Origin of the sequence: Halovenus halobia, assembly GCF_051414135.1 — an archaeon.
Classification (GTDB): domain Archaea; phylum Halobacteriota; class Halobacteria; order Halobacteriales; family Haloarculaceae; genus Halovenus; species Halovenus halobia.
Genome location: NZ_JBLKOA010000006.1, coordinates 38,086 through 64,213, shown reverse-complemented (window position 1 = coordinate 64,213; position 26,128 = coordinate 38,086). Strand labels below are relative to the sequence as shown.

The following is a 26,128-nucleotide window of genomic DNA, read 5'->3' as shown; positions in this document are numbered from 1 at the left end:
GCCCGCGCTAAACCAGTTTACGATTTTCCTCGCCCGAGCGCGACCAGTGTGCTCACGCCGCGCAGTCCAATGGGCTGGGACCGCCAGCCGCCGTGACCGTCGTGGGTCACCTCGGGGTCGGCGGCAACGTGGATGGTTCCGGCCGTGTCGAGGACCACCAGCGTCTCTCCGTACGCGAGACGGGCTGGCTCTGGGCCGCCGGGTAACTCCTGTTCGACCCAGCCGTTGCCCTCGCGCTCGTAGAGGTGGCCATCCACAACCGCGTGTGCTCGCTCGCCCTCGGCGACAACTGCGGTTGCCGCTCCGTCGAGCAGTTGGTGATACTCGCCGTCGCGGCGCTCGTACAACCCAGTTTCTGTCGCGGCGAGTGTGCCATCTTGCGAGAGGTCGTGTACGCCTCCGAGCCCGAGCGATTCGAGTTCGTCATCAACCCGAACGAGAGTTTCGGCCGCGAGCAGATTCCCAACGAACCGTCTCGGCTCATCGACAGCCCCGACTGTCTCCCAGTCGTCGTCGGTCGCTGTCTCTACGTCTGTCCGCGCTCGTCTGGCAACGCGGTCGGCGTCCGCCGCGTAGACCCAGTCGGCGTCGATGCCGACGGCCTCGGCGGGACCGAACCCGAGTGACTGCAGTCCGTCGCTCGTCTGGTGAAACACGTCCTCGTCAGTCGCAACGATAACTGTCGAGTCGTCGGCTGCGATGTCCCGTACTGCACAGCGTTCGAGCAGCGAGAACTGCCCGACCTGTGCGGCGGCCACAGCAATCTGTGTCACGCCGAGGTCACTGCCGGCAAGGAGTGTCGTCTCCTCGCGGCGCTCGCCGAACAGCAGTCGTTCGTCATCTGCGCTGTCTCCATCCTCTGCGTCGTCGTCGTCAGTTTCGGGTGGTGTCATAGCTACAGGACGGCCTTGTACGCTTCCAGTGCCGTCTCGATATCTGACTCTGTATGCGCGTTACAGATAAACTGTGACTCGAATTGGTTCGCAGTGAGAAAGACCCCCTCCTCTTTCATACCTTGCCAGAAGAGTCGTTCCCAGCGGTCGGTCTCGGTCTGTTTCACGTCCATCCCGTTTTTCGGGCAGTAGTCGTACCGCGAGCAGGATTCCTGCTGTGTACAGCCTGCCTCGCAGTGCCCATCGCGGTTGCTCGGCCCCTCACGAGTGAAGACCGTCTTGAACATACTGTCGGTCCCGACGACGGTGTACTCTGGGGCTTGGTCGGCCAGAATGTCGGTCAGCCCCGAGCGGAGCTTTTCGCCGAGTTCGTTGACGTGTTCGTGGACATCGTTCTCGGCGGCGTATCGCAGCGTTTCGAGTCCAGCGGCCATCGTCACGGGATGACCCGAGAAGGTGCCGGACTGGAACACATCACCGGCAGGCGTGAAGTTCTCGATAATCTCCGAGCGACCGCCGATTGCGCCAACCGGGAAGCCGCCGCCGACGATTTTGCCAAAGGTCGTGATGTCGGGTGTAACGCCCAATTTCCCTTGTGCGCACTGCAGTCCGCCGACACGGAAGCCGGTGATCACTTCGTCGAAAATCAGCAGTGAGTCGTGCTCGTCGGTCAGGTCTCGCAGCGTCTCGTGATAGCCGTCGATTGGGTGGACGATGCCGTAGTTGCCGAGAATCGGCTCGGTCATCACCGCCGCAATCTCGTCGCCGTGGTGCTCGAATACCTCGTGGATTGCCTCCTCGTCGTTGAACGGCACTGTCAGGGTATGTTCGGCGAAAGAGTCCGGAATCCCCGGGCTGGACGGGTGTGTGTCCGTGCCCGAGCCCTCGACCAGCGTCGATTCCTGTGCGCCGTGGTAACCGCCCTGCATGACGACAATCTTGTCACGGCCGGTGTAAGCGCGGGCGAGTCGCACCGCAGACACAGTTGCTTCGGTGCCGCTGTTGACGAAGCGCGTCATTTCGACGCTCGGGACGTGTCGGGCGACGAACTCTGCGAGTTCGACCTCAACTTCGGTCGGTGCGCCGTACATCGGTCCCTGACTGGCGTGCTGTTGGACCGACGACTGGACCGGTTCGGGCAGGCTGTGGCCCAGCAAAAGCGGCCCGTAGCCCATCACGAAGTCGATGTACTTGTTGCCGTCAGCGTCGATGATCTCTCCGCCGTCACCTCGCTCGATGAAGAAGGGGTACGGCTGTGTCGCGCGAACAGACGAGTTGACACCGCCGGGCAGGACCGAAAGCGCGCGGTCGTACAGCGACCGAGACTGCTCGTGGTTCATACGCGGTCGTTTGGCCGCGGCGCGAAAGAATCTACCGTCCTACAGCTCGCAGTTGCTCGCCGGCCCGCTGTCACAGTCGTAGGCCACGCTGGCGGTTTCCACGAGTGAGGTGTACTCGCCAGGACTCTGGCGGATATCTGGTAGCCCCTCTACGACAGGAACGGGCTGGATTGCCTGATGGTCGCAGGCTCGCATCGTCGTCGTCCCGGGACTGATGCTGAACTCCTGGCCTTCCAGCTCCGCAATTACGTCGTCGGGGTTGGTGCTGCCAGCACGTTCGACCGCACCAGCGTACTGGTACAGCTGGACGTACGCGAGATAGCTCAGTGCCGACGGCACCTCCGGCGCGTCGAGTTCGCTGGCGACGTCCGCGTCCGCCCAACTGTCGATGAACCGGCTGCTGAACGGGTCCTCGAACTCCGGTGTCCACGGCACTGTCCCGAGCACACGGTTGCCGTTGATGCTCAGCGCATCGCCAGCGTTGCGCAGCAGTTCCCGGGACATGACGGGCACGATGGCGTAGATATCCTCCCGGCCGCGCTCTTCGGCGAGTTCGGCGAGGTCCCGCAACGCGATTGCGCCGTTCAGGCCCGTGAAATTCAACACGATGAGGGACACCTGCGTCGAGAGTACGTCCTCCAGGGTGTCGGTGTAGCCGCCAGCGCCGACCTGCGTCGCAAAGTCTCTGTTTTCCCTGAACCGCGTCGTTTCGCTGAGACGATTCTGTACGGTGCTGAGCAACTCTTCGCCGAAGTTACTCTCTGGATACACCTGTGCGAACGTGCGCTCCGTCTCGGGGAGAAACTCCGGCATAACCGTCCCGAGCGCGTCGACGGCCAGCCGCGAGTTGTATACTCCGTTGAAGCCAAAGCGAGAACACTCGCTACCGCCCAACTGATTTGTCGGCGTGAACCCGCTCATGTAGACGAGTTCTTCCTCGGCCGCGGCCGTCTGTAGTCCCACTCCCTCGGCCGGAGAGCCGCCGCCAATGATGGCTGTCGCGTCCTTTTCGGCGAGCTCTCCGACTGCCTGCTGCGCTCCTTCGGCGGTCGAAGTCGTGTTAGCAACCGCTAACTCGACCGTCTCACCGAGCAGTCCACCGCCGAGTTCGCCGAAGGGTGGTTCGTACTCTCCGTCGGCGACCATCGGCCCTACTCCCGAGTTGAGATGCTGTGTCGCCAGCAGATACCCCGCCTGGAGCAGTTGGCCTTCGTTGGCCCACCGGCCATCTTCCGGAATCGCTACCCCGAGCGTAATTCCGCTGTCGTCGCTTTCTGTCTGGTCACTCGACAGCACTCCACACCCTGCGAGCGTTACGGCCCCTGCAGTCCCCACTGAACCGAGCACCGCGCGTCGCGATACTCCTGTACTCTGGTCACTCATTCCTAACTACTACAAGAGTATTTCGCCTGTAATAATACATTTTCCGTAGCTGACGCTGACTGTCTTCTTGGGCGAAAAATAAAAGACGTGGCTCAGCGAGGCTGCGTTATACTGCTTCGGTGCCGCGCTTGCCGGTTCGGATCTGGAGTGCGTCCTCGACGGGCATCACGAAGACCTTGCCGTCACCGGGTTCGCCGGTGCTTGCGGCCTCTGCGATGGCCTCGACCACGTCGTCGGTCGGGACATCGGCGACGACACACTCGATTTTGACCTTCTGGTGGAGGTCGACGCTGTACTCCTCACCGCGCCACTGGCCTTTCTTCGCTGGCTGTGAGCCGCGGCCGGAGACGTTCGTGACCGTCAGCGATGGGGCCTCAGCTTCCGAGAGTCCTTTCTTGACATCGCCGAGTTTGTCTGGTCGGATGTAGCCGACGACCATCTCGATGCCGCTGCCGGTGCCGCCGTCAGGTCGCAGGTCGTGGGTGTCGAGTCCGCCGTCCGTTGCGACACTTGGGTCACCGAACTCGGGGTACGTCTCGACGCCGTGTTCGGAGATGTCGAGGCCTTCCTGCTCGTGTTCTTTGGTGACGCGTGCCTGGCCGGCCATTTTGAGTCCGCCCCAGATGAGCGCCGTTGCGGTAACCGTCCACAGCGTGATGATGAAGACACCGAAGAGCTGTGCAATGAAGGCGTCAATCATTGAGGTGCTGCCGAGTGCACTGCTGGTTGCGACGAACGGGAACAGCAGCGTGCCGAGCACCCCTGCGCTTCCGTGAACTGGGAAGACTGCGCAGACGTCGTCGATTTTGAGTCGATGCTGGACGAAATCGAAGACAATCGGGAGCTGAATGCCGGCGAGTGCGCCGACGAGCAGTGCGCCCCACCAGACCGTGGTGTTTGGAATTGCCGTGATGCCGACCAGGCCGGCGAGCAGACCGTTTGCGACGTACAGCGAGTCGACTTTGCCGTTTTTGAGTACCGAGACGGTTCCGGCACCGACTGCACCCATCGCCATTGCGAGCGTCGTCGTCATGGCGACACGACCGAGTACTTCACCGTTGTTCGCGATTGCTGCGACGGTCTCTCCTTCTCCTGGGAGACCGATTCCTGCGGCGGTCCCGACATTGAAGCCGAACCAGCCGAAGGCCAGAATCAGCGTTCCGAGCACGGCGAACGTCAGTGAGTGGCCCGGAATGATGTTTGCGCTGCCGTCACTATCGTATTTGTCCATCCGTGGGCCAAGGATTGCGGCCGCAGTCAGGCCGGCGATACCGCCCATACCGTGGACAATCATCCCGCCTGCGAAGTCAGCGAAGCCGACGCCGGTGACCTCTTCGATGAGGCTCGTTGCCGGCGTCCACGTCATCGCAATGACCATCGGGTAGATGACTGCGGAGAGCAGGATGGTGTAGAGGACGTACGCACGCAGTCGAGCACGCCCCGCGACTGCTCCGGAGACAATCGTCGCAGCCGTCATCGCGAAGACTGCGCCGTAGAGCCAGCCGATGTACTGCGATGCTGCGCCGCCGTTATCCATGAACGGGGCGCCGGCTGCGAAGCCGTTACCGGCCATCACGTTCGCGAATCCGATACCTATCAGGAAGAACGCCGTCACACCAATTGCCCACGTCAGCAGGTTCTTGGTGAGCTGGTTCGCGACGTTTTTCGAGCGGACCTGCCCGGATTCGAGCATTGCGAAGCCCGCGTGCATGAAGAAAATGAGGAACGTTACTGTCAGAACCCAGGTCTGGTTGACCGCCGTAGCCACTTCTCCAACCGCAGTTTGGGTTTCGCTGAGCGATACACCAGTTTCGAGCAGCAGTGAGTCTATCATTGTTTGTTTACCTCCGTGTTGGCTCCGAAGCTGTCCAACAAATTCCGCGATTGCTGCGCGTCTGTAATTCGTATCACGCCAGAGTGTGCGTAATCTCTACATATAAGAGTTGGCTTGAAGGTGGGTATAATTTCGCCGAATATCTGGATGAATGACCAATGTATGCCACGATACAATGAATATAAGGTTATATACCGTTCAAAAATATGGCCGTTTGTCCGTTCATTTCGGACAAATGTCTGGTCAGATTCCGCCCCAACCACCCGGAGAGTCTTGCTCGCGGTGGTGTGGGCGGCAGTGGGGTCGCAGAGATCATCGTGTTCCGGTGCTATCTCGGCAGATATTGTACGTAACGCTCTTCAGACGACAGAATTCGGATTCCTTGGACACTAATCGACGTTTGTCTACCTCGGTCGAGAAAAAGTGGGTGTGCAGTCAGACTGCCTCGGGGCCACGGTCACCAGTGCGAATCTGCCGCGCGTCCTGAACCGGGAGGACGAAAATCTTCCCGTCGCCGGGCTCACCCGTGTATGCTGTGTCTGCAATCGCGTCGACCACCCGTTTCGTTGGGACATCGGCGACGACACACTCGACTTTGACTCGTCTGTGGAGGTCGACACTGTACTCCTCACCGCGCCACTGGCTCTTTTTCGGTGGCTGTGAGCCACGTCCAGAGACACTCGAGACTGTTATCGACGGCGTGCTCGCTTCTGCGAGACCCCGCTTGACGTCCCCGAGTTTGTCGGGTCGAATGTAGGCGACAACCATCTCGATACCGCTGTCGACGTCACCCCTGCCGTCCACCCCGCCGTCTGTTGCTGGCTGCCGCGGCTGGTCGACAGCATTGTGAGTAACTCTCGCGAGTGTCCACAGGCCGACGAGCCCAAGCACTGCCCAGAGTCCAGCAGCCACGACGACAACCGCTTCCGGCACCGACGCCCCGAGACTGGCGCTGAGTGTCTGTCTCATCTCTTCACTTCCTCACGTTGTCCATGTTTGACCAATATGTCTCCAAATAACCGTGGATTCGGTTGCATCCTTGTCTGTTCGTGTACACATGTGTCAATAAACATTGGCTCGATGACCACTGCGCCGCTATCGTGTCGCTGAAACCACAATGTACGATATAAGGTGCCTGAATCAAAATTTGAGGAAGTGTTAAATATGGCAGTAATATAATAACGTGCACGAACTATATTGTCACAGAATTAAATTTTCAGGAACTTGTTGGGTACTGTAAATAAATTAACTCAAATACACTATGGACGACGAAACCTCATCGCACATCGACGACACGGACCGGCGGACGCTAGTCAACGCACAGGGCGCAGTACAGGTCGTTCGGACGACCTCAGAATCGGTCGATACCCGACTGCAGCAACTACTCGACCGGGCGAACCAGCAAGAAACAGAGATGACCGATGTTGCTGACGCAGTCTCTGAGCTTAGTGCCACTATCGAGGAGATTGCAGCCAGCGCGGAACAGGTCGAGAATCGCTCACAGACGGCAGCAGCCCGCGCTGAAGAGGGCGACGAAGCAGCCCGTCAGGCAACTGAGCGAATGGACAACATCCACGGACAGATGTCCGATGTGCGGACGGAGCTACAATCCCTGCTCGACCGTATCGACGAAATCGAATCGGCGCTGTCAGGGATTACTCGAATCGCTGAGCAGACGAACATGCTCGCGTTGAACGCTTCCATCGAAGCCGCGCGTGCGGACAACAGTGACGGATTCGCAGTCGTTGCAGACGAAATCGAGGCACTGGCAGCCGAGTCCCAAGAATACGCCGACGAGATTGATGCCGTCCTGTCCGACCTGCGCTCGGCGGCGGATTCGACCGACAGTGAACTCGACGCCGCCCTGGTCGAGGTTGAACAGAGCTCCGACGAGGTAGAACGCGCCCTCGACAAACTCGGCGCTGTCGCGGACGCTATCGAGGAGACCGCCACTGACGTCACTGCCGTCTCCGAGGCAACCGACGAACAGGCCAGAGTGAGCCAGTCAGTGATGGACCGCTGCACGACGGCCGCCGAGCGAGCGACCGAGATGACGACGACGGTCGATGCTATTGACCAGTTCCGCGCCGAGCAGACCGCGATGCTCGAAGAAATCGACGACGCGCTGACCGAGGCGACGCCTGCGCTGTCGGTCACCGATATCGACCGTATCCCGACCGGACTCGACCCGCTCGACGAGGCGACTGACGGGGGACTCCTGCTGGGCGGCCAGAGTGTCATCCAGCACGATTCACCCGTCGTCGACGTTGTCGCGACACTGTGTGCGTCGGCGCTGTCGGCTGGCTACGCAGTTTCTGTGACGCCGCCCGAGGCCATGTCCCGTCAGGACCTGTCTGAGGGCCTGGCCAGTCACGGCTCCAGCCTCTCCGACGCGCTGGCTACGGACCGACTGTTCGTGCTGGATATGTTCGACGAGTGGACGAGCGAGCGCAATATCTTCGACATGCGCGCCAGTTCGCTCGCCGATGTGAACAGAGAAACGGCCACGCGTCGGGACAAACCGCTACTAATCGTCGGCAACATCGCTGGCGAAATCGCGCTGCTCGGTGAGGAGCAGGCCCGGCAGGCCCGCTACGAGAACGATTCGACGGTGTTCAATCCCGCCGATACGGTCTGTAACGTCGTAGACGAGCGGACCGTCGACGAGAGTTTTGGTGCCTTCTACGCCGGGGCGGCCGACCAGGTGCTCGAACTGACTGGCGACGGACCGAATCGAGAACTCACGCTGCGGAGCTCACCCACGGGCTCTGCACCGCCACGCCCGCTCCCCGCGACGAGCACTCCTGTCTCTCCCCGCGGTGATTGACCGATGGACCCACCCGACAACACGCGCGGTGGTCAACCACCTCACCAGAGTGACGGCACGTCAGACCGTTTTGGTCATCTCTTCGACCTGATCGGCGACGCGGTCATCGAACTCGAATTCGTCGACACGACACCAATCGTCCGGGCTGTCAATCCTGCCTTCGAGGAGATCTTTGGCTACGACAGCGAGCAGGTGCTCGGCGAGTCACTCAACGACTACATCATCCCGGAGTCGCACGACACCGACGCGAACGCGTTTGACGAGCGGACGGCCGCCGGCAAATCCAACCACGCGATTGTCCGCCGTCGTACGGCGACCGGACTCCGGGAGTTTCTCTACCGTGGGGTTCCCTACGAGCGCGAAGATGGCCGCCGTTTTGGCTTTGCTATCTACTCTGACATCACCGAACAGCGAACCTACGAACGCCACATCAAGGTGATTCACCGCATTCTCCGGCACAATCTCCGGAACGAACTCTCGGTCATCCTCGGGACAGCACAGTTGCTCGAAGCTGACGCCGACCGCGAGACTGTCCAGTCACGAGCAGCGACGATCGAGAAACACGCGCACGAACTCGCGAGCATCGGGAAAGAGGCCCAGACGCTGGAAGGGCTGCTGACCAACGACCGCCAGCCAGAACCCCGTGATGTTGTGCCGATCTGTGCCGACGCTGCTGAAGAAATCCGGGGTCACACCACGGGAACGGTCGAAGTGGAGCTTCCTGACCGCCTCCAACTGCTGGTAGTGCCTGAACTCTCGACGGCACTCGAAGCGCTGATCGAAAACGGACTTGCTCACAACGACAACGATGACCCAACAGTGTGCGTCAGCGGTGGGTACGAGGCCAAACGGGCTGTCGTCGAAATTGCCGACAACGGCCCCGGAATCCCCGACTCCGAGCGCGAACCTGTCTTCGCCGACGGCCAGATCACCCAGCTTCAGCACGGCACCGGGCTGGGTCTCTGGCTGGCTCGCTGCACGGCCGAGGTCTGTGACGGCCACCTCGAATACGACCGCGTGGATGGCTGGACGGTCGTTCGGTTAGTGTTGCGCCCGGCGTGAGCTAGAACAGCTTCCGAATGAATCCGAAAATCCCGTCCCGGAGTCGGTCCGGCAGAAACCGTGTGTAGGCAGTCAGTTTCGCGAATCCGCCCACTGGGTACCGCGGTTCGGGGTCGCTGAGCGAGGCCGCGTCGTGGATGACCGTCGCAACTTCCTCGGCTTCGAGCGCGAACGGCAACGAATTTGAGGTCAGCGTTGCGTCCTCGATTGCCTCGTAGACCCAGCCGTACTCCCGAGTCTGGGGTAACGCTTCCATCTCATCCTCCGCGCGGCCGCTGAATTCCGTCTTGACCGGGCCGGGCTGGACAACTACCACGTCGATACCGAGGTCAGCAACCTCTGCCCGGAGCGCGTCACTCATCGCTTCCAGTGCGAACTTCGAGCCGGCGTAGGGACCGGCTCCGGGCGTCGAAATCCGGCCGTAGACCGAGGAGACGTTGACAATGGTGCCGTCGCCCTGCCCGCGCATCAGGGGTAGCACCTCGCGAGCGAGTCGATGTGGCCCGAAGACGTTCACCTCGAACTGTTCGCGGACTCGTTTCGTCGAGATGTCCTCAAGTGGGCCGTACTGTGCGAAGCCAGCGTTGTTGACCAGACAGTCCAGCCGGCCAGCCTCCTCGTCGATTCGCGAGACGACACGCTCGATGTCACCAGCTTTCGTCACGTCGAGTTCGGCTGTGTGGCAGCCAGCCTCGCCCAACTCGGCGATGTCAGATTCGGTGCGTGCCGTCGCGTACACCTCCCACTCCTCGTCGAGAAAGGCCTCGGCGCTCTCGCGACCGATTCCCGACGAACAACCCGTGATGAGTACCGTCTTGTTTGGCATATCCGGCTGGATGGCCGGCACGGTGTTAAGTTCCTGCCATCTCCGTTCAGGTGAGTTCAGCCGCGTAGGCGTCGGCCAACCGCGTTGGCTCCGGAAGCTTGTAGTCCCCGCCGCAGGCGTCGACGATGTCGGTCGCTGTCTCGGCGCTGACGCGGTGGCCGGGGCTGACGTACAGCGGGTTGATATACTGTGTTCCGGAGTCGTACTGGCGGCTCTGGAAGGCGTAGCCGATGACGGTTCCATCAGGGGCGGTCACGTCGCTATCGGCCTCGATTGGGACGCGAGTACTCTCGGACAGTGGCTCGCCGAGGGACTCGCGGGGCCGACCGCAGAGCAGATTTTTCGCCACACCGAGTGCCGGCGTGTCGACTGCGACGCCGATGTGTGTCGCCAGCCCAGCTTCCCGGAAGTGGATTCGACCGCTGCCGTCGAGGACGAGCACGTCGGGGTCGGTGTCGACTTCTTCGAGGGCTGCGAGAATCGCGCCGCCTTCGCGAAAACTCAGCAGACCGGGAATGTACGGAATCTCTGTCTCTACGCGGGCGTGAGCGCGCTCGATGACCTCGCCATCCCGGAGCACGACGACTGCGCTGGTTGCCTGTCCGTCAGCAAATCCCTGGTCGACGCCAGCAATCAGTGTCTCCGAACCGAGCGGGTCGGTTCCCAGGTCGTCAGTAAAGACAGCCTGCTCGGCAATCTCCCGCTGGAGTGTCTCCATCTCCGTGCGACTCAACGCCGGGTCAGGACGAAACTCGGGGTGGTGAATCTCCATGTTCAGAATGGACCGCGACCGCCACCCGGCCCGCCGGGGCCGCCCGGTCCACCGCCCCCACCACCGAAGCGGACCTGCTGGGGCAGCCGAATCTTGTCTTTGATGCGGTAGCCGTAGGCCAGCCCAATGAGGACGCCGACGAGGTGGGCGGTGTGAGCAATCCCGAACGCGCCAGGTTGTCCGATGCCGATGAATACGGCGCTGACGACGACTGTCCCGGCGGTAATCAGCCAGATTGGTGCTGGAATGATGAAATACAGGTAGACGGTGAGGCCGGGGTTCATAATCGTCAACACGCCCATCAACGCCAGTGCCGCGCCGCTTGCCCCGACGACACCGGGACCGAGCGCTGCCTGTCCAATGGCCTCCGGGGCAATCTGTGCGAGGCCGGCGACGACGCCGCTGCCGAGGAACAACAGCGCGAACTGTTTCGAGCCGATATACTGCTCGACGAGTCGGCCGAAGAAGAATATCACGAGGCTGTTGACGAAGATGTGTGTCACACTCCCGTGGGCGAACACCGAGGTAACCCACGTCCAGACATACAGTGGATTCTCCGGCGAGAGGACGAACAGCGAGTTGTGGACTGCGCTGCCGGCCGTGACGGTCACGAGTCCCTGTAGAATGAACGTGACCCACATCAACCCGAGAAAGACGAACGTCATGTTCCCTCGGAAATAGGCCAGCGGGCCACCGGGTCCGGTGTCGATTCCGAGGCGGCCCAGCAGGCTTGCCTCCGAACTGTTGCCCGAGTCAACCGTCTCCTCGAAGCCGCTGTCGAAGACGGGGCCGGCCTGTTCCCACTCGTTGAGACCCGGACAGTCGTGTGATTCCGGCAGCCGGTGGTCGCCGCAGAACGTGCCGCCACAGTGCCGGCAGTTGTACGGCATACTCTCCTCCTCACCGCAGATATCACACTCTGCCATTGTCTCTCGTTCGTACGGCACTCGCAAATGAATTGTGTTTGCACCGACAGACGACCACCACTCCCGTCACCTCGCGTGACTGCAAAGTTCGTTGCTGAAATCCCGAACGAACGTTACAGGAACCGAAAGCAATAACCCCGTTTCTCCCATATAATGGTTCGATGAGTCAGCAACTGCCGGACGTGCAGGCCTCCAGTCCTGAGGTCACTGTTGGACTCAACCGCGTTGGTGTCACAGGCGTCGAGAAACTGGTCAAGGTCGCTCGTCCCGACCAGCGACCAATCATTCTCATGGCCGAATTCGAGGTCTTCGTTGACCTCCCATCATGGCGGAAGGGTGCCGATATGAGCCGGAACATGGAAGTGATTGACGAGACGCTGGAGGAGGCGGTCAGTGAACCGACCTACCGCGTCGAAGATGTCTGTGGTGACACTGCCGAGCGACTGCTCGACAAACACGAGTACACCACCAAAGCCGAGGTACGGATGGAAGCCGAGTACGTCATCAGAGAGGAGACGCCCGAGAGTGGGCGTCCCACTCAGAGTTCGGCGGACATTATCGCCGCCGCGACTGCCACAGAGGAAGAGGGAACGACCGAAAAAATCGGTGCCCGCGTGACGGGAATGACGGTCTGTCCCTGCTCGCAGGGGATGTCAGCCAGTCGCGCCCGCGAGACGCTCCGAGGGCTGGATATCGACGACGACACAATCGACAAGTTCCTCGAAGAAGCGCCACAGCCAGGGCACTCCCAGCGCGGCCACGCAACCCTCACCATCGAGAGTTCCGGTGCGCCCGAGGTCGACCTGAACGAACTGATCGAAGTCGCCCGAGACTCGATGAGCGCTCGCATCTACAACATGGCCAAACGGCCCGACGAAGACCACATGACCTACCAGTCCCACCAGAACGCCAAGTTCGTCGAGGACTGTGTTCGGTCGATGGCCGAGGGTGTCGTCGACGAGTTCCCGGATCTGCCGGACGACGCTATCGTGACGATGAAACAGTCCAACGACGAGTCCATCCACCAGCACAACGCACATGCCGAACGTGTCGCTGAATTCGGGACGCTGCGGTCGGAAGTCGACGGCCAGAACTGACCCGCTATAATTGCTGTTTGAGTCTTCTGAACGCCTTTTTATGCTCGGCGTGAGGACTCACTATGAACAGTCCACTCTCCGACGACGGCAAGTTCGATATCACAATCGCCGTCGGTGCGTTCGTTGCCCTGTACTGGATTCTCTACATCGACCCGCTGACCGGCGAGTTGCTCGGGCTGGCCCTCGGGAGTCTGCCCGTCCTCGCCGGCGTTGCCCGCTACGTGGAGCCTGAGCAGTACGTGAGCCAGACGCTGGTCGGGCTGGCCGCGGTTGCACTCGGCGGCGCGGCCCCGGCCACAATTTTGAACGATACGCCGGCCGCTGACTGGCTGGTCGGCAGTCAGCCGCTCCCGCTGGCGCTTGGATGGCTGCTCGTTGTCGTCATCCTCGCGCTCGTCGCGCGGCGCTCGCTCCGGACGGTAATCACCGCCGACGGCCCCGCGCCGACGTAATCACAACAGTGCCGGAATCGCGTTCCTGAAGATGTTGAGCGAGATGACGAACAGCAGCGCCACGACGAACCAGTTGAACTTCTCCTCGTCGATCTCGAGTCGGCGGAGATACGTTCCGATGAGCAGGCCGACGATAGTTACGACGGCGATGACCGACCCCAGCCACAGGCGATAGGCCGTCATCAGGTCCGTGAACAGCACCATCTGGACGATTCTAACGGTGAAAATCGTCGCTAGAACCATCGAGAGACCGCCGATGTATCGCTCGGTGTCACGCTCGAAGGTGTGGAAATACGCCGGGAGCAACGGCCCAAGATTCGCAACCGCGAGCAGGAAGCCCTGCAGGAACCCGGCTGTTCCGAGTGCCACCGGATTATGCGTCTCCTCGACGGTTACAAACCCCTGGACAACCTGGAAGACGACGTAGCCGAAGATGACGACACCAATCAGGAACGGGACAATCGGGCCGGTCCTGAATTCGGCGAGAAAGCTGACCCCGAGTACGGACCCGACGATGGCTAACAGCAGAAGCGTCCACTCTTCACGGACGAAGGCCAATCCAGTGTCTGTCTCGCCAATTTGAAACATATTGAGCATCCACGGCGGAATCGCGAGTACCACGACAGCGAGCGTCGGGTCGATTACCGACGCGAAAATCGGGGTGGTCACGATGGCATACCCGAAACCGACCATTCCTTTGATTATCCCTGCGAGGATTGCCACGAGCAGACACACGACCAGAAAGCCCCGCGAGATGTCGGACTGGAGCCCCTGGCTCAGATTCCCGAAACCGGGAAAGAACACGACTGACCCCGCGACGACTGTCAGCGTCGCGACGACCATGACAACTTCTCGGTACTGCAACGAGACAACATTCGAGACGAACTGGGTTGGATTGATTCGTGGCTCCTGTGAACTCATGATGTCCTCCGCGAGAGAGGTCTTCGATACGTTACCGGCCGAGAGTACATTCAGCTTCTTTTATCGGAGACGCGTGCGCCTGTCCCCGTCGCCGCGACAGCCGCTATGTTTCCTTTCCAGGCCCCGATAGCCGGAGCTACAGGAGTCGTTGCTCTCGAAACCTGTCATAGAATGCGGCAAAAGTATCTGGAAGTCTGGGGAGCTCAGCGACGCTCGCTCACCTCACAGTTCGAGTTCTGTCGCTTCCTCCCACCGTGGGTCGAAGGCACTTTTGACGTTTGCGGCAAACTCCGTATCTTTGAGATTGATGATCGCAAACAGCTCAGAGGCGTCAGTCGGATGGGGCACCTCGATACAGACCTCACCCTGGTCGATCAGCGCGAAGGTGGCGGTGACGTCCTCGCCGACTCGAACCTCGAAATCCGAGTGGTTCTGCAGGTGATAGCGGTAGCGGCGGCCGACGCTTTCGGGCAACTGTGAGACGACGTTCGGATGCAGCAGAATCGAGACGTGAACGCCGCGTTCGATGGCGGCTTCGAGTTCTTCAGCGATCTCTTCGCCGACGATGTCTAGGTCCACGTAGGAGGCTGTCGTCGCGGCGACGAAGTTAACCCGTTCCTCGGCGGCCTGAATGCGCTCGACGAGCAACTCTGCGGCCTCGTCGCCGCCGAGTGCCGCCGTCCAGAACGGCTCGTCGACGGGGTCGGCCGTCTCGAGTTTGTCCTCCAGTTCTGTGGCGATATCCTCGTACTGCGTAATCTTCTCTTCGAGTTCGTCGCGTTTGTTCTCGAGTAGTCGGTCGAGAGCAGTCTCAGGTTCGACGGCGACGTACTTTTTCGGGCGGCTTGCGGTCTGACTCCGGATCAGGTTGTGTGTCTCCAGACTGTTGAGTACGTCGTAGATTCGGCCCATCGGGACGTCGCTAGTCCGCGACAACTCCTTTGCCGTTGTCGGGCCGGTCTGCAGTAGCGACCGGTACGCGCGTGATTCGTACTCGGACAGGCCGAGATCCCTGAGACTTGTCATTACCTACCCTCTCTGTGTCCAGTGGCATAAACGGATCGGCTGTTTTATGAAATTCAAAACTAGTTTTCGGTTTTACTCTGTGAGCAGCGACTCCAGTTCCTGCGGGGTTGTTGCCGTTCCCTCCTCGCTGCCGTCGACGACGAGTCGTGCGGTTCCATCGGGGAGGTCAGCGGCGGCGCTGTCGGTCTCGTCTGCTGGCCGCGGTGCGACCACAGTTTCGTGGTCGGTGAGGCGCAAGGCAGCACGGTGCAGATCCGTTCCAGCTTCCGTTCCGACCTCGACAACCTGTGGGCTCTGGAGGCGTGACGCGGCGGAGGCAAACTCCGCGACTTCGACGCCCATCCGGTCGGCGGCACCGGCGAAGGCTTCGATTGCGTCGCGTGCGGCGGCCTCGTACTCGTCGTTGCCGGTCAACAGCGCTAGGTCGAGCAGCGCTTGGGCAGCGTTGATGTTCGTATCCAGCGGTGACAGCGCCGTATCGAGCAAAGCAACATCTCCGGCCGGCCCGTCGTGGAACTCGCCGCTGTCTGCCTGCAGATTCTCGACCATCCACTCGGCAACCGCTGTTGCAGGCCCCGGTTCGCCCAACACAGCCCACGATGTTGTTAGTCCCTGCAACACTCGGGACTGGTCGAGCAGCAAACCGGACTCACCGGTGTCCTCCGCAGTCTGGAAGTGTGTCACCTCGCCGTCGTCGATTAGCGTCTCGGTGAGATGCGTGCGGGCGCGACGGGCGTACTCTCGGGCTGTGTCGTCGTCAGTGTAGGCGACGTACTGGAGGAGCCCGTCGATAGCGACGCCGTTGCGGTCTGCCAGCACCGTCTCGTCAACCGGCGGCGCGTCGGCGTCTTCGCGGGCGGTTGGGTCGAGGGTGAAATACTCCTCGTCGCCACCCTGACTGGCTGCGAAGCCGTCGCCGGTCCACAGCGTCGTGGTCAGATAGTCGACACCCTGCTCGGCGGCGTTACGGTAGGTGTTGTTGCCGGTGTAGCGGTAGCCGTGTGCGAACGCACGAACGATAGCTGCGTTCTCGTCGAGCAGTTTCTCCCGGCGGGCCGCACCCCAGTTTCGGTTGCGCGCAACTCGATAGAAGCCGCCGTCGTAGGTATCGAGCAGGTGTGTGTGGATTGCTTCGAGTGTGCGTGTCGCCTGGTCCGGTGCCCGAACGAGCGCGAACTCGATGGTTCGGGGCATCGGGAACTTCGTGTCGCTGCCCCACCCACCGAACTCCTCGTCGTAGGCGCCCAGCAGTTGCTCGACCATATGCTCCTCGACGCGGTCGGTAATTGGCCCGTTCGGTGGCACGTCATCCTGGACTGCTCGTGGTTTCGAGCCAGCGTCCTCGCCTTTCGTATCCCACGTCTCACGGACGCTGTCGAGGATACCTCGGAAGCCGTCGACGCCGAGCAGCGTCGCGCCGGTGAGGATATCTCCCGACGGGGTCAGAAAGACAGTCGAGGGGAAGCCGCCCATGTTGTACCGCTCGCGGACGCGGGGGTGGCGGTCGGCGTCGACTCGAATCGGGACGAAGCCGTCGTTGATGTTCGCGGCGATGCGCGGTTCGGCGTAGGTCGTCTCCTCCATCTCGGCACACTCCTCGGCCCAGGGAGTGACCAGCGAGAGAAGCACTGGTTTGCCCGACCGCTCGGCGATATCGAAGGCGGCCTGGCCCCAGTCGTTCCACTCGACTTTCGTGGCGTCAGTCATACACCCGCTTCGGGAGTGAGCCCTAAAGCCGTTTCAATCCCTGTCTGTCAACCCCGAAGACAGATAACGCGGCCGTGCATATCTCCGAGCAATGCTGCTGGTCCTGTGTGTGGACCTCGACGACGACCTCGGCCGCAAGACCGGGGTTGAGACGCCCGTGGTCGGCCGGGACGCGGTCCGGGACTCGGCGGTTGCGCTGGCCACGGCCGACCCCGAAGACAGCGATGTGAACGTCCTGTTCCAGGGTATTCATCTCGCCGAGGAGATCACAGAAGAGTCCGTCGAGGTCGCTGCTGTCACCGGTATCGACGGCCGCGAAGTCGAAGCCAACCGACGCGTCGGCGAAGAGGTCGACCGCGTGCTTGCCGAACTCGCCACCGGTGAGGACGTCCGCGCGGTGGTTGTCACCGACGGCGCACAGGACGAGAGCGTGATTCCGGTCATTCGCTCGCGAGTGCAGATCGACAGCGTTCGCCGCGTTGTCGTCCGCCAATCACAGGACCTCGAATCGATGTATTACACGATCAAGCAGGTGCTCGACGACCCCGAGACCCGCGGGACGCTACTGGTCCCGCTCGGTATTCTGCTCCTGATCTATCCGCTGACGATTCTCGCCAACGTGATTGGCTTTCCCGGCACGGTCTTCGGCGTTGTCTCGGGGATGCTCGGGCTGTACATACTGGCGCGTGGTCTCGGCGTCGTCGAGTGGGTTGACCGCGCTGTCGAGACAACTCGCACGGCGCTGTTCACGGGCCGGGTGACGCTCATCACCTCGCTCGTCGCGGCGGCGTTGCTGGTCGTCGGCGGCGTCAGCGGTGTCGGAACGGTCGACAGTATGGGCCGGGACAGCCTCGGCGCAATCGAAATCGTCGCCGCGCTCATTTTCGGTTCGATCGAGTGGGTTGCCGCCGCCGGCGTCACGAGTAGTTTCGGTCGCGTGACCGACGAGTATCTCTCCGGTGAGTTCCACTGGCGCTATCTCAACGCCCCGTTCTACGTGCTCGCGATTGCCGGCGTGTTGCACGGGCTGAGCGCATTCTTCCTCGACCAGGGCTCGCTCGAATATCTGGCCATTATGTTGACCGGCGGGACGCTGCTCGGACTGGCGAGTACGCTCTCCTTTGCCGTGGCTGAGTCCCGGGCCGGTGACCGAATCGACGCGGCCTAGAACGCAACAACGAAATATGTCCACTCGCAGATCATAGACGAGGGCACGTAGCTCAGTCCGGATAGAGCGTCGGACTTCTAACGCTGGTACGGCGTGTGGCGGCGGAAGTCATCCGACGGTCGTGGGTTCGAATCCCACCGTGCCCGTGAAGCCGCTGAACGACAGTGAAGCGTGCTGAACCAACGCACGCAGGGGATTCGGACCACGGCAGACCGAGCGGGCGTGGTTCGAGCGAAGCGAGAACCACGGTGCGAACGGCGACGCCGTGAGCGAAGCGAGGTCTGGCCTCGGGTGAGAATCCCACCGTGCCCGTCCACCTTTTTCATCGTCGCCTTTCCTCGCGGCCAGAGGCCGCTGCGGGAAGGCTCCTCGAAAAACGTGGGTGAAAAAGGCCGACGGCTCGGTTATCCCTCGCCGTCGGTGAAACGCCTCGCTTCGCTCGGCGTATGCTCAACACACCACAGATCACTCAATTCGCATCTGTACTGAGTGAATCCGCAATTGATCCCTGCATCCTGATTGAATAGCTACAGTCCCGATATCACAAGACGGCAGACGAATCTATTCGTCGTCTTCAGACGGAAGCTCGTCAAACGCTTCCTCGATTTTCTCCGGCGTCTCCGCTACCGCTTCGTCGCTCACGGGCTGCTCCTGTCGTTCATTCCATCTCATCGTTCAAAATCACAATACATCAGACATGAAGTGGAGGTCAGATTCTGCAGTGCCGTCCTGTGAGAGATACCAGTCCGTGAATGTCTTCGGCTCTGCGACGACAAGATCGCCATCCATATTCGAATGTCCTTTGCCACAGAGTTCGTAACACTGTGCTTCGTACACACCGACCTCACTCAGGGACACTTGGACCAGTGTCTCTAAGTTTGGAAGAACATCTCGTTTTAGTCTGAGTTCCGGGACGCCGTAGTTGTGCGGGACATCACGGGAGGAAAACGTCAGTTGGACGGGCTCATTCTTTGGAAGGACAAGCGCGTCGTTGTCGTCGGTCACATCCAGGTCAACCTCGTAGTTGTCACTGTGGAGGCCGCTGTGGTACTCGTACTCCCAGCCGAACTGATAGCCGGTAACGTGAACCTTCAGGATGTTTGGACGGCTGTCGACACTCTGGTCAGGCTTCTCTTCGTCAGCCGGGGTCGTTGAACCGCCGCCGAGACAGCCGGGAACAGCCACAGCACCCGCGACGCCGAGGGTCTTGAGCGCGCGCCGACGCGTATACTCGCCAGCCATTATCGCCACTGTACCACAGGACTCTCAAATATCTATCGAAAATATAACATTACTCTCCGCTATACCGGTCTGGAGACCAACGTATATCTCTAAGGAAAGCGTTGATATATTCCACGCTCGTAGCTACAGTGAATGGTTCGCCAGCGGGTTGAGGAAACTCTCATAGAAGTCAAAGACCGGCTGATTACGGCCTTTGTCGAGGACCACACGTCTCACGAGGTGGCGTTTAGCTACTCCCTTGGCGTGTTCATCACCGCCCTTCCCTCGCTGGGCACCGGATTACTCGTATTTATCGCGCTGGCCTTTCTGTTCGACCGCATCAGCAAAATCGCGCTGTTTGCTTCTGTCGTCGTCCTCAACCCCGTCGTCAAGTGGGGTGTCTACGGCGCGAGCTACTCGCTGGGGCGGCTGATTCTCGGCCCCGTGCCGGGCGTGACGTTCAGCCGGGCCGACGTGTCGCTGTCGGCCGGGCCAGACATTCTGGTCCGACTCTGGCTTGGGAATCTCATCCTCGCGATAATCTTCGCCGTCGTCGGCTACTTCGTCGCCTTGCGTGTCGTCAACGAGTTCCGCCGGCGGGTCCACAGCGACGACCACCCGGACACCGCCTTTCCGACCGAACCGGCGACCGACGAATAAGTTATATGCTGAACAGGCGCAATACCACGTCGTTTACGGCGTGGATACGCGCCGTCACATTGGGAATTGCAAATGTTTTTGATGGACGGCAGCGTATGTTTTAGTGTCGGCGCACTGGTTACGACCCCAGTGTAGCTGAGCGCCCGACAACTGGCGGTTCGAGTGTCCGCCCACGCTGGAAACAGAGTGTGCCCCACACGGGAATCAAACAACAAGCACCGGGCGAACATCTGCGATGCAAGTAACACCGAGTCCGTTAACGCCGACCGAAGCGCCTGTGGCAAAAACAACACAAGTGCTTCTTCTCGGTTGAGGATAGGTGTACCGGGGGCTTGGCACTCCCAGGAGACTGTCCATCGACCGGCCACACACCGATTCCAACGGTGTACTGGCTTGGCAGTCTGTAAACCTGACATTCCCAACGCAGCGGTGTGGTGCCGTGGGATTCCTTCCGCCTTCAGGCGGAGGAGGATGTCAACCGCTCTCTTGAACCGATTTCATCAGCTGGAGGACATTTTGTTCTTCGCCAGGCAGCGTGGTCGGATAGCCGCCGACGGTGACGAGGAAGTCACTGCCGAGTTCCACCGCTTTGCTGATGTGTAAGTAGAGTTCGACCGGATTGCCCTCGAACTGTGCGTCGGCACGGAACTTGGTCTGCGTCGTCTCTTCGCCGTTGATACTGATGTCCTCCGACGACTCTTCGCTCGGTGCCGCGACGCTGTCGTACTGCTTTTGGACCATTCTGGCGATGCGCCTGGCCGTCATGTCTTTGACTGGATTGAACTTTTTGCCGAGGATTTCGACCTGCGGCGTCGTCAGCGCCGTGAAAATTGCTGCGTCAGCGTCGCCAAGCCCTGGCAGCTGGACTGATTTGCGGTGTTCGGCAATCTTGTTCGTCACGGTTACCGTTCTGCTCTCGCCGCCGGCCTCGAACTCTCGTTCGATCTCCTGGTCGGAGACGCCGTTGAGTTCGTAGTTCGTCTCGCTGAGGACACTGTCGGGCACCTGTGACGGGCTGGCCTCGAATTCAGCCGAGCCCCCTGTAATGAAATCGAGACAGCCAGCGAGGCCAGCCGTTGCTGTTGCCCCTACTCCGGCGAGGTACGCTCGCCGCGAGCGTTGCGGTCCGTCGTTCCCAGTCATACTCGTGTTCGGGCGACCAAGATAAATAGCCCTTGTGGGCCAGGATGAGACACAGTTTGATTGCGTCCAGCGAGAACACCTCGCCGACGAACGACGGCGAGCTTTTACTGGATGGCACCGAACGAGCAGTATGTCCAGCCCGTTTTCCATTGTCGACGTATTCGCCCGCGAACGCTACGCTGGCAACCAACTTGCCGTCATCACCGACGCCGCGGAGCTCGACAGAGAGACGATGCAAAAAATCGCCGCGGAGATGAACTACTCTGAAACAACATTCGTTACCGGCGAGCCAACTGACGGCGCGTGGCCGGTCCGAATCTTCACGCCGACAGACGAGGTCCCCTTCGCCGGCCATCCCACCCTCGGGACTGCCGACGTCATCCGACGACGCCTCGCTGACGGCGACCCTGACGAAATCGTGCTCGACTTGCAGGTCGGCCGTGTTCCGGTCACCGTCGACGGTGACCGCCTGCAGATGCGCCAGCAACCTCCCGAGTTCGGCGAGGGACTCGACCACGACACCCTCGCGGCGGTGCTCGGACTCGCCCCCGACCAACTCGACCACGAGTTCCCGGTTAGGGTCGTCTCGACGGGACTCCCGACGATTATTGTCCCGCTCAGGGACCGTGACGCGCTGACTGCTATCGACCTTGACCTCGACGCCTACGAGAACCTCGTTGGCGACCGGGACGCAAAACTGGTTCACGCGTTCTGTCCCGACCCACGGGACTCCGAGAACGACCTCGCAGCGCGGATGTTTGCACCCGCGCTGGGCGTCCACGAGGACCCCGCGACCGGCTCAGCAAACGGCTGTCTCGCCGCCTATCTCGCCGCCGAGGAGTACTTCGGGTCGCCGACAGTCACCGCCCGCGTCGAACAGGGCTACGAACTCGGCCGTCCGTCGCTGCTGGTGCTGAGTGCTCGGCCCGAGGGTGACGAGATTGCTGTCGAGGTTGGCGGCGACGTCGTTCCGGTCGCTCGCGGCGACCTACTGTAACCACCGATGGGTCTATAGTTCGCTCGGCCAAGGCTGTACTGATGACAGCCACGTTGGGACCGGAGCAGCTATTCCAGTACTACCGGTTCTCGCTGTACAACTCTCCGTTTACCGCCCACGACGAGGGCTGTGCAATCGACCTCTATCCCGAGACGGGGGCGCCCTCCCCTGTTGCCGGCGAGGTTATCGAGACGAAAACAGTCACAGCGCCCTCGAAACCCTACGCCGCCGAGCACGACCACCTCATCCTCATCGACACCGGTGAGTACGTTGCTCGCACGCTCCACGTCGACCCTGCCGTCGAGGCTGGCGACGAAGTCGAGGTTGGTGACTCGCTGGGGACACTCGTCCGCGCGGGCTTTTTCGCTCCGTGGGTGCCAAACCACATCCATCTGGGCTTTCGCACCCACGACGCCAATCCCTACCGGGCGTCGGGGTCGCTCCCAGTCACCGCCAACGTCGAGTTGACCGGCGTCGAGTGGGATGGCACCGGGACCGTAACTGACGCAGGAGAGACGTGGGCGCGACTGGACGCCCCCGTCCATCCTGCCCCCGGCGAACAGTTTGCGGGCATCGAGAGCGGTGGCGGTGTTCTCGACGGTGGGTTCCCGCACTACGACGGTGGTGGTGTCCTCGCCGGTGGCACGGAAGCGACCCTCGCGGGCCAGTCTGTGGGCACCCTTGCAGACCGAACTGTCGAGTGGGACGACTGCACGGTCCTCGCGAACGGCACGCCAATCACCGGCGTTGCGCTGTTCTGTGCCCAAGACAACATCGGCGCAAAACTCGTCGGCCGTGACCTCTCGCTGTCGGCCGGAGAGAGCGTAGACGTAACAGTTGAGAAATCCTGACCCAGTCGCTACGTATCGGTTCCCACAAGGGCAAATTCTGTCCCAATGTCGTTCTCACTGGCGTGGTTGTAGATGACTCGCGCGGCAGCGACATCCTGAATTGCCAGTCCAGTTGAGTCGAACAATGTCACTCCGTCGGGGTCGGGGCGGTCGACACGGCCAGTCACCACGTCACCGAGTTCGCCGTGAATGTCCTCGTCGCCCAGTTTCCCTGCCCCCCAGGGGACGTTGATTTCGCCGGAGTGGGTACACTGCTCGTAGTCGTCGATGACGATGGTGGCGTCTTTGATCACGTCGAAGGCAATTTCGTTTTTGCCGGGGGCGTCCGCGCCCATCGCGTTGATGTGTGTTCGCTCGCCGACGGCCTCGACGACTGGCTCGGTCACGGGCGTCGTTGTCGAGACAACATCACAGGCGGCGGCCTCGGTGAGCGACCCCTCGCGAACGTCGAACTGGTCGCCAAACTCGGCGATGAAGGCCTCGATGGCTTCCTCGCGCAGGTCGCTGACGACGACCGTCTCGATGTCGCGGACCTGCGCAATCGCTTCCAGTTGCGTGTAGGCCTGAATCCCGGCCCCGACAAGGCCCAGCGAGTTCGCGTCCTCGGGGGCCAGATACCGGGTTGCGACGGCCGCGGCCGCACCTGTCCGAAGGCGTGTCAGTCCAGTTCCGTCCATCAGTGCCAGCGGGAACGCGGTCTCTGGGTCGGAGTAAATCATCGTCCCGATGACCGTCGGCAGGTCGTGGTTCCGTGGATTGTCGGCGTGTGAGTTGACCCACTTGATGCCGGCGGCTTCCCACTCGCCGGTGTCGATGTAGGCGGGCATCGACCGGAAGTCACCGTTGTACTGCGGCAGGTCGATGTAGGATTTTACGGGCATCTGTGTCTCGCCGTCGGAATAGGCCGCAAATGCGGATTCGACGGCGTCGATTACCTCCCCCATCTCCGTACTCGCCGTGACATCGTCGGGGTCGAGAAGCAGCGTCTCCATATCTCCTCGTTTCGCTGGCACCCACTTATAGATGGGTTGGCAGTATCTCCCGAACTCAGATTGCTCGCTCGACGCCCTCGATTGCGTGGTCGATATCGCTATCGTCGACATCCCAGTGCGTGCAGAACCGAATCGTCTGCTCGGCGAAGGGCACCCCCAGCACGCCCTCCGCTTCGCAGTCCTCGAGCACCGCCTCAGCCGGTCGGTCGGTGTGGACGAGGACGATATTCGTGTCGGGGTCGTCGACGGTCAGTCCGTCAACGCTGGCCAGTCCGTCGGCGAGTCGGTCGGCGCGGCGGTGGTCCTCACGCAACCGCTCGCGGTTCGCCAGTGCCTCGAGTCCTGGTGCAGCGATCATCCCGGCCTGTCGCATCCCGCCGCCGAACAGTTTCCGGACGCGGTGGGCTTCCTCGATCAGCTCTTCTGGACCAGCGAGCATCGACCCGACCGGCGCGCCCAGTCCCTTCGAGAGACAGCACATCACCGTGTCGACCGGCTCGACGAAGTCGGCGGCTGAACAGTCCTGCGCCGCCGCGGCGTTGAACAATCGCGCGCCGTCGAGATGGACCGTCACGCCGAGTTCGTGGGCGGCCTCGGCAGCAGCCGCGATTTCCTCGGAAGTGAGGGCAATCCCGCCGCGGCTGTTGTGGGTGTTCTCCATTGCGAGTGCGCCCGTGCCGGGTCGGTGGCCATCTGCCTCGACGTAGCCGTCGTGGACCTGTTCCGGGGTGATTGCCCCCCGCGGCCCCGCCTCAACCGTTCGGGGCTGGACCTCGGCGTGCTGGGCCAGTCCTGCCAGTTCCCACTTGTAGATATGGCTCTCGCGTTCACAGAGCAGTTCCTCCCCCCGTTCGGTGTGGATGCGGCCCGCAATCTGGTTGCCCATCGTCCCTGAGGGAACGAACAGTGCGTCCTCGGTGCCGAGTATCTCGGCGGTACGGGCTTCGAGTTCGTTGATTGTCGGGTCTTCGCCGTAGACATCGTCGCCGACCTCGGCGTCCCGGGCAGCCTCACGCATTTCGGTGCTTGGCTTTGTGACAGTATCGCTGCGTAAATCGATCATACGCCCCGTACTGTCTCGATGGGGAAAAATCCGACACGTATGAGGAAGTGGAGTGTTCTCTGTATCATTGGGGCTTTCTGGCTCCGTTGAAACCCTCAGCGGTTGATACAAACGGCGTGCTGCATACAAGGCGCGAATGCAGCACGGCGCAGATTAAGCCTCAGGGCCGAGTGCTTCGGCCAGTGCAGGACAAGTCGTGACCGCTCAGGACCGAACGGCGCCGGCAAGAACACCCCCAAAAATCAGAGTAATAAACAACCCTAGACGATACGCTAAACGGTAAATAAACTGATTGACAGAACTTGGTTCAGGACCGACCTTCTGGACGGTCAGTACGTAGGGTTGAGAATCTTTCCGGACACAATTCTGTCCTTCGGAATCCACGGCTTCAAAATTAAACTCGTGATAACTATCAGTAATATATACCGGGCGGTCGGCTTCGGCTGCAGAGGCAGATTCTTCTTGTGCTTCTGAAACTGTCGAATCAAATGCTTCCTGTGCTTCTGAAGAGAGTTCATTATACTCGTACACATTATCATCATCTATAGTCTCACAATCGTTGTAAGCGGGGTGGGTATCGTATCCATATTTCTGGTCAGGTACAGACTGGAGCCCAAGAGCACCCCATGTAGCAATCACCAAAGAAATCACAATGATGGGCAAAAGAATTGATTTTGGATTCTCATAATCTAAAAAAATGCCGAGGCCAAAACTCATACCTCCAATAACCAAAACGAAGATTATAACTGACGGATTCGACAGTATACTGAAAATATCTTCAACAATTAAAAGGACCATTATTGACGCCGAAGAAATCATGTTTGCCAATCACTTTGTCAGTGATATATGCCTTGTGTGAATCTGGGTTTGAGAGGAAATAAGACTGTACTGACCAACAGTGGGTCATCTTGGCCAATGCGCAGGGTGCTGCATACGTACATCCAACGAGCGACTGTTCCGCTGCCGA

At 60.8% G+C, this 26,128-nt stretch carries 24 protein-coding genes and 1 tRNA gene; 9 read left to right on the top strand and 16 right to left on the bottom strand.

Annotation, left to right across the window (positions count from 1 at the left end):
• Positions 1-17 precede the first annotated feature (17 nt).
• The 5 genes from ACMGFM_RS13215 to ACMGFM_RS13195 all read right to left on the bottom strand — a co-directional run bounded on the left by ACMGFM_RS13215 (position 18) and on the right by ACMGFM_RS13195 (position 6,419).
• On the bottom strand, positions 18-893 hold the full coding sequence (locus tag ACMGFM_RS13215; protein ID WP_436903119.1) for an HVO_0234 family beta-propeller protein: 876 nt from the start codon (positions 891-893) through the stop codon (positions 18-20).
• Between the two features lie 2 nt (positions 894-895).
• Positions 896-2,233 (bottom strand): glutamate-1-semialdehyde 2,1-aminomutase, encoded by a 1,338-nt coding sequence (gene hemL / locus ACMGFM_RS13210; RefSeq protein ID WP_436903117.1) that lies wholly within the window; start codon positions 2,231-2,233, stop codon positions 896-898.
• A 39-nt stretch (positions 2,234-2,272) separates the two neighbouring features.
• The gene (locus ACMGFM_RS13205) at positions 2,273-3,568 is read right to left on the bottom strand and encodes an ABC transporter substrate-binding protein (RefSeq protein ID WP_436903116.1); all 1,296 of its coding nucleotides are present in this window, start codon (positions 3,566-3,568) and stop codon (positions 2,273-2,275) included.
• A 154-nt stretch (positions 3,569-3,722) separates the two neighbouring features.
• A complete protein-coding gene (locus tag ACMGFM_RS13200) occupies positions 3,723-5,450 on the bottom strand; it encodes an ammonium transporter (protein WP_436903115.1) in 1,728 nt (575 codons plus the stop codon).
• 435 nt (positions 5,451-5,885) lie between these two features.
• Positions 5,886-6,419 carry a P-II family nitrogen regulator gene (locus ACMGFM_RS13195; protein ID WP_436903114.1) on the bottom strand — a complete coding sequence of 178 codons (534 nt, stop codon included), beginning with the start codon at positions 6,417-6,419 and terminating at the stop codon, positions 5,886-5,888.
• A 292-nt stretch (positions 6,420-6,711) separates the two neighbouring features.
• Here ACMGFM_RS13195 and ACMGFM_RS13190 point away from each other — a divergent pair, with 292 nt between their 5' ends.
• Together ACMGFM_RS13190 and ACMGFM_RS13185 are read left to right on the top strand one after the other, a co-directional pair.
• Complete coding sequence (locus tag ACMGFM_RS13190) at positions 6,712-8,277, top strand: methyl-accepting chemotaxis protein (protein WP_436903113.1); 1,566 nt, start codon at positions 6,712-6,714, stop codon at positions 8,275-8,277.
• A gap of 3 nt (positions 8,278-8,280) precedes the next feature.
• Positions 8,281-9,339, top strand: a complete 1,059-nt coding sequence (locus tag ACMGFM_RS13185) for a sensor histidine kinase (RefSeq protein WP_436903112.1) — start codon at positions 8,281-8,283, stop codon at positions 9,337-9,339.
• Between the two features lies 1 nt (position 9,340).
• On the opposite strand, the gene ACMGFM_RS13180 is transcribed toward ACMGFM_RS13185, so the two are convergent.
• From ACMGFM_RS13180 to ACMGFM_RS13170, 3 genes are read right to left on the bottom strand one after another with little or no spacing between them, the layout of a single operon-like run.
• Positions 9,341-10,165, bottom strand: coding sequence for an SDR family oxidoreductase (locus ACMGFM_RS13180; protein ID WP_436903111.1), 825 nt, complete (start codon positions 10,163-10,165; stop codon positions 9,341-9,343).
• A 46-nt stretch (positions 10,166-10,211) separates the two neighbouring features.
• Positions 10,212-10,937, bottom strand: a complete 726-nt coding sequence (locus ACMGFM_RS13175; protein WP_436903110.1) for an endonuclease V — start codon at positions 10,935-10,937, stop codon at positions 10,212-10,214.
• A 2-nt stretch (positions 10,938-10,939) separates the two neighbouring features.
• Positions 10,940-11,863, bottom strand: coding sequence for a rhomboid family intramembrane serine protease (locus ACMGFM_RS13170; protein WP_436903109.1), 924 nt, complete (start codon positions 11,861-11,863; stop codon positions 10,940-10,942).
• Positions 11,864-12,024: 161 nt separating this feature from the next.
• Here ACMGFM_RS13170 and mptA point away from each other — a divergent pair, with 161 nt between their 5' ends.
• Positions 12,025-12,960: a GTP cyclohydrolase MptA gene (gene mptA / locus ACMGFM_RS13165; RefSeq protein WP_436903108.1), complete on the top strand. Its 936-nt coding sequence runs from the start codon at positions 12,025-12,027 to the stop codon at positions 12,958-12,960.
• A gap of 62 nt (positions 12,961-13,022) precedes the next feature.
• Positions 13,023-13,412 carry a hypothetical protein gene (locus ACMGFM_RS13160; RefSeq protein WP_436903107.1) on the top strand — a complete coding sequence of 130 codons (390 nt, stop codon included), beginning with the start codon at positions 13,023-13,025 and terminating at the stop codon, positions 13,410-13,412.
• Here ACMGFM_RS13160 and ACMGFM_RS13155 read toward each other — a convergent pair whose 3' ends face one another.
• From ACMGFM_RS13155 to ACMGFM_RS13145, 3 genes are all read right to left on the bottom strand, one after another.
• The gene (locus ACMGFM_RS13155; protein ID WP_436903106.1) at positions 13,413-14,333 is read right to left on the bottom strand and encodes a sulfite exporter TauE/SafE family protein; all 921 of its coding nucleotides are present in this window, start codon (positions 14,331-14,333) and stop codon (positions 13,413-13,415) included.
• 222 nt (positions 14,334-14,555) lie between these two features.
• Positions 14,556-15,359, bottom strand: coding sequence for a TrmB family transcriptional regulator (locus tag ACMGFM_RS13150; protein ID WP_436903105.1), 804 nt, complete (start codon positions 15,357-15,359; stop codon positions 14,556-14,558).
• 72 nt (positions 15,360-15,431) lie between these two features.
• Positions 15,432-17,066 (bottom strand): DUF255 domain-containing protein, encoded by a 1,635-nt coding sequence (locus ACMGFM_RS13145; RefSeq protein ID WP_436903104.1) that lies wholly within the window; start codon positions 17,064-17,066, stop codon positions 15,432-15,434.
• 91 nt (positions 17,067-17,157) lie between these two features.
• Between ACMGFM_RS13145 and ACMGFM_RS13140 the strand changes: the two genes are divergently transcribed.
• Together ACMGFM_RS13140 and ACMGFM_RS13135 are read left to right on the top strand one after the other, a co-directional pair.
• A complete protein-coding gene (locus ACMGFM_RS13140) occupies positions 17,158-18,234 on the top strand; it encodes a DUF373 family protein (protein WP_436903103.1) in 1,077 nt (358 codons plus the stop codon).
• A 41-nt stretch (positions 18,235-18,275) separates the two neighbouring features.
• A tRNA-Arg gene (locus ACMGFM_RS13135) sits at positions 18,276-18,380 on the top strand.
• A gap of 535 nt (positions 18,381-18,915) precedes the next feature.
• On the opposite strand, the gene ACMGFM_RS13130 is transcribed toward ACMGFM_RS13135, so the two are convergent.
• Positions 18,916-19,476, bottom strand: a complete 561-nt coding sequence (locus ACMGFM_RS13130) for a twin-arginine translocation signal domain-containing protein (RefSeq protein WP_436903102.1) — start codon at positions 19,474-19,476, stop codon at positions 18,916-18,918.
• Between the two features lie 132 nt (positions 19,477-19,608).
• On the opposite strand from ACMGFM_RS13130, the gene ACMGFM_RS13125 reads away from it, so the two are divergent.
• On the top strand, positions 19,609-20,115 hold the full coding sequence (locus tag ACMGFM_RS13125) for a DUF2062 domain-containing protein (RefSeq protein ID WP_436903101.1): 507 nt from the start codon (positions 19,609-19,611) through the stop codon (positions 20,113-20,115).
• Between the two features lie 474 nt (positions 20,116-20,589).
• On the opposite strand, the gene ACMGFM_RS13120 is transcribed toward ACMGFM_RS13125, so the two are convergent.
• Positions 20,590-21,258: a DUF6517 family protein gene (locus ACMGFM_RS13120; protein WP_436903100.1), complete on the bottom strand. Its 669-nt coding sequence runs from the start codon at positions 21,256-21,258 to the stop codon at positions 20,590-20,592.
• A gap of 130 nt (positions 21,259-21,388) precedes the next feature.
• Here ACMGFM_RS13120 and ACMGFM_RS13115 point away from each other — a divergent pair, with 130 nt between their 5' ends.
• Together ACMGFM_RS13115 and ACMGFM_RS13110 are read left to right on the top strand one after the other, a co-directional pair.
• Entirely contained in the window at positions 21,389-22,255 is an 867-nt protein-coding gene (locus ACMGFM_RS13115; protein WP_436903099.1) for a PhzF family phenazine biosynthesis protein, read from the top strand.
• Between the two features lie 41 nt (positions 22,256-22,296).
• Entirely contained in the window at positions 22,297-23,106 is an 810-nt protein-coding gene (locus ACMGFM_RS13110) for a DUF8155 domain-containing protein (protein ID WP_436903098.1), read from the top strand.
• 8 nt (positions 23,107-23,114) lie between these two features.
• On the opposite strand, the gene ACMGFM_RS13105 is transcribed toward ACMGFM_RS13110, so the two are convergent.
• The 3 genes from ACMGFM_RS13105 to ACMGFM_RS13095 form a co-directional block, all read right to left on the bottom strand.
• Entirely contained in the window at positions 23,115-24,098 is a 984-nt protein-coding gene (locus tag ACMGFM_RS13105; protein WP_436903097.1) for an ornithine cyclodeaminase family protein, read from the bottom strand.
• A 55-nt stretch (positions 24,099-24,153) separates the two neighbouring features.
• Positions 24,154-25,161, bottom strand: a complete 1,008-nt coding sequence (locus ACMGFM_RS13100) for a threonine aldolase family protein (protein ID WP_436903096.1) — start codon at positions 25,159-25,161, stop codon at positions 24,154-24,156.
• Positions 25,162-25,365: 204 nt separating this feature from the next.
• Entirely contained in the window at positions 25,366-25,878 is a 513-nt protein-coding gene (locus ACMGFM_RS13095) for a hypothetical protein (RefSeq protein ID WP_436903095.1), read from the bottom strand.
• Positions 25,879-26,128 lie beyond the last annotated feature (250 nt).

What these genes read in the sequence shown, in the direction of transcription:
- ACMGFM_RS13215 (WP_436903119.1), bottom strand. Translation starts at nt 893, where the DNA reads ATGACACCACCCGAAACTGACGACGACGACGCAGAGGATGGAGACAGC.
- hemL (WP_436903117.1), bottom strand. Translation starts at nt 2,233, where the DNA reads ATGAACCACGAGCAGTCTCGGTCGCTGTACGACCGCGCGCTTTCGGTC.
- ACMGFM_RS13200 (WP_436903115.1), bottom strand. Translation starts at nt 5,450, where the DNA reads ATGATAGACTCACTGCTGCTCGAAACTGGTGTATCGCTCAGCGAAACC.
- ACMGFM_RS13195 (WP_436903114.1), bottom strand. Translation starts at nt 6,419, where the DNA reads ATGAGACAGACACTCAGCGCCAGTCTCGGGGCGTCGGTGCCGGAAGCG.
- ACMGFM_RS13190 (WP_436903113.1), top strand. Translation starts at nt 6,712, where the DNA reads ATGGACGACGAAACCTCATCGCACATCGACGACACGGACCGGCGGACG.
- ACMGFM_RS13185 (WP_436903112.1), top strand. Translation starts at nt 8,281, where the DNA reads ATGGACCCACCCGACAACACGCGCGGTGGTCAACCACCTCACCAGAGT.
- ACMGFM_RS13180 (WP_436903111.1), bottom strand. Translation starts at nt 10,165, where the DNA reads ATGCCAAACAAGACGGTACTCATCACGGGTTGTTCGTCGGGAATCGGT.
- ACMGFM_RS13175 (WP_436903110.1), bottom strand. Translation starts at nt 10,937, where the DNA reads ATGGAGATTCACCACCCCGAGTTTCGTCCTGACCCGGCGTTGAGTCGC.
- ACMGFM_RS13170 (WP_436903109.1), bottom strand. Translation starts at nt 11,863, where the DNA reads ATGGCAGAGTGTGATATCTGCGGTGAGGAGGAGAGTATGCCGTACAAC.
- mptA (WP_436903108.1), top strand. Translation starts at nt 12,025, where the DNA reads ATGAGTCAGCAACTGCCGGACGTGCAGGCCTCCAGTCCTGAGGTCACT.
- ACMGFM_RS13160 (WP_436903107.1), top strand. Translation starts at nt 13,023, where the DNA reads ATGAACAGTCCACTCTCCGACGACGGCAAGTTCGATATCACAATCGCC.
- ACMGFM_RS13155 (WP_436903106.1), bottom strand. Translation starts at nt 14,333, where the DNA reads ATGAGTTCACAGGAGCCACGAATCAATCCAACCCAGTTCGTCTCGAAT.
- ACMGFM_RS13150 (WP_436903105.1), bottom strand. Translation starts at nt 15,359, where the DNA reads ATGACAAGTCTCAGGGATCTCGGCCTGTCCGAGTACGAATCACGCGCG.
- ACMGFM_RS13145 (WP_436903104.1), bottom strand. Translation starts at nt 17,066, where the DNA reads ATGACTGACGCCACGAAAGTCGAGTGGAACGACTGGGGCCAGGCCGCC.
- ACMGFM_RS13140 (WP_436903103.1), top strand. Translation starts at nt 17,158, where the DNA reads ATGCTGCTGGTCCTGTGTGTGGACCTCGACGACGACCTCGGCCGCAAG.
- ACMGFM_RS13130 (WP_436903102.1), bottom strand. Translation starts at nt 19,476, where the DNA reads ATGGCTGGCGAGTATACGCGTCGGCGCGCGCTCAAGACCCTCGGCGTC.
- ACMGFM_RS13125 (WP_436903101.1), top strand. Translation starts at nt 19,609, where the DNA reads ATGGTTCGCCAGCGGGTTGAGGAAACTCTCATAGAAGTCAAAGACCGG.
- ACMGFM_RS13120 (WP_436903100.1), bottom strand. Translation starts at nt 21,258, where the DNA reads ATGACTGGGAACGACGGACCGCAACGCTCGCGGCGAGCGTACCTCGCC.
- ACMGFM_RS13115 (WP_436903099.1), top strand. Translation starts at nt 21,389, where the DNA reads ATGTCCAGCCCGTTTTCCATTGTCGACGTATTCGCCCGCGAACGCTAC.
- ACMGFM_RS13110 (WP_436903098.1), top strand. Translation starts at nt 22,297, where the DNA reads ATGACAGCCACGTTGGGACCGGAGCAGCTATTCCAGTACTACCGGTTC.
- ACMGFM_RS13105 (WP_436903097.1), bottom strand. Translation starts at nt 24,098, where the DNA reads ATGGAGACGCTGCTTCTCGACCCCGACGATGTCACGGCGAGTACGGAG.
- ACMGFM_RS13100 (WP_436903096.1), bottom strand. Translation starts at nt 25,161, where the DNA reads ATGATCGATTTACGCAGCGATACTGTCACAAAGCCAAGCACCGAAATG.
- ACMGFM_RS13095 (WP_436903095.1), bottom strand. Translation starts at nt 25,878, where the DNA reads ATGAGTTTTGGCCTCGGCATTTTTTTAGATTATGAGAATCCAAAATCA.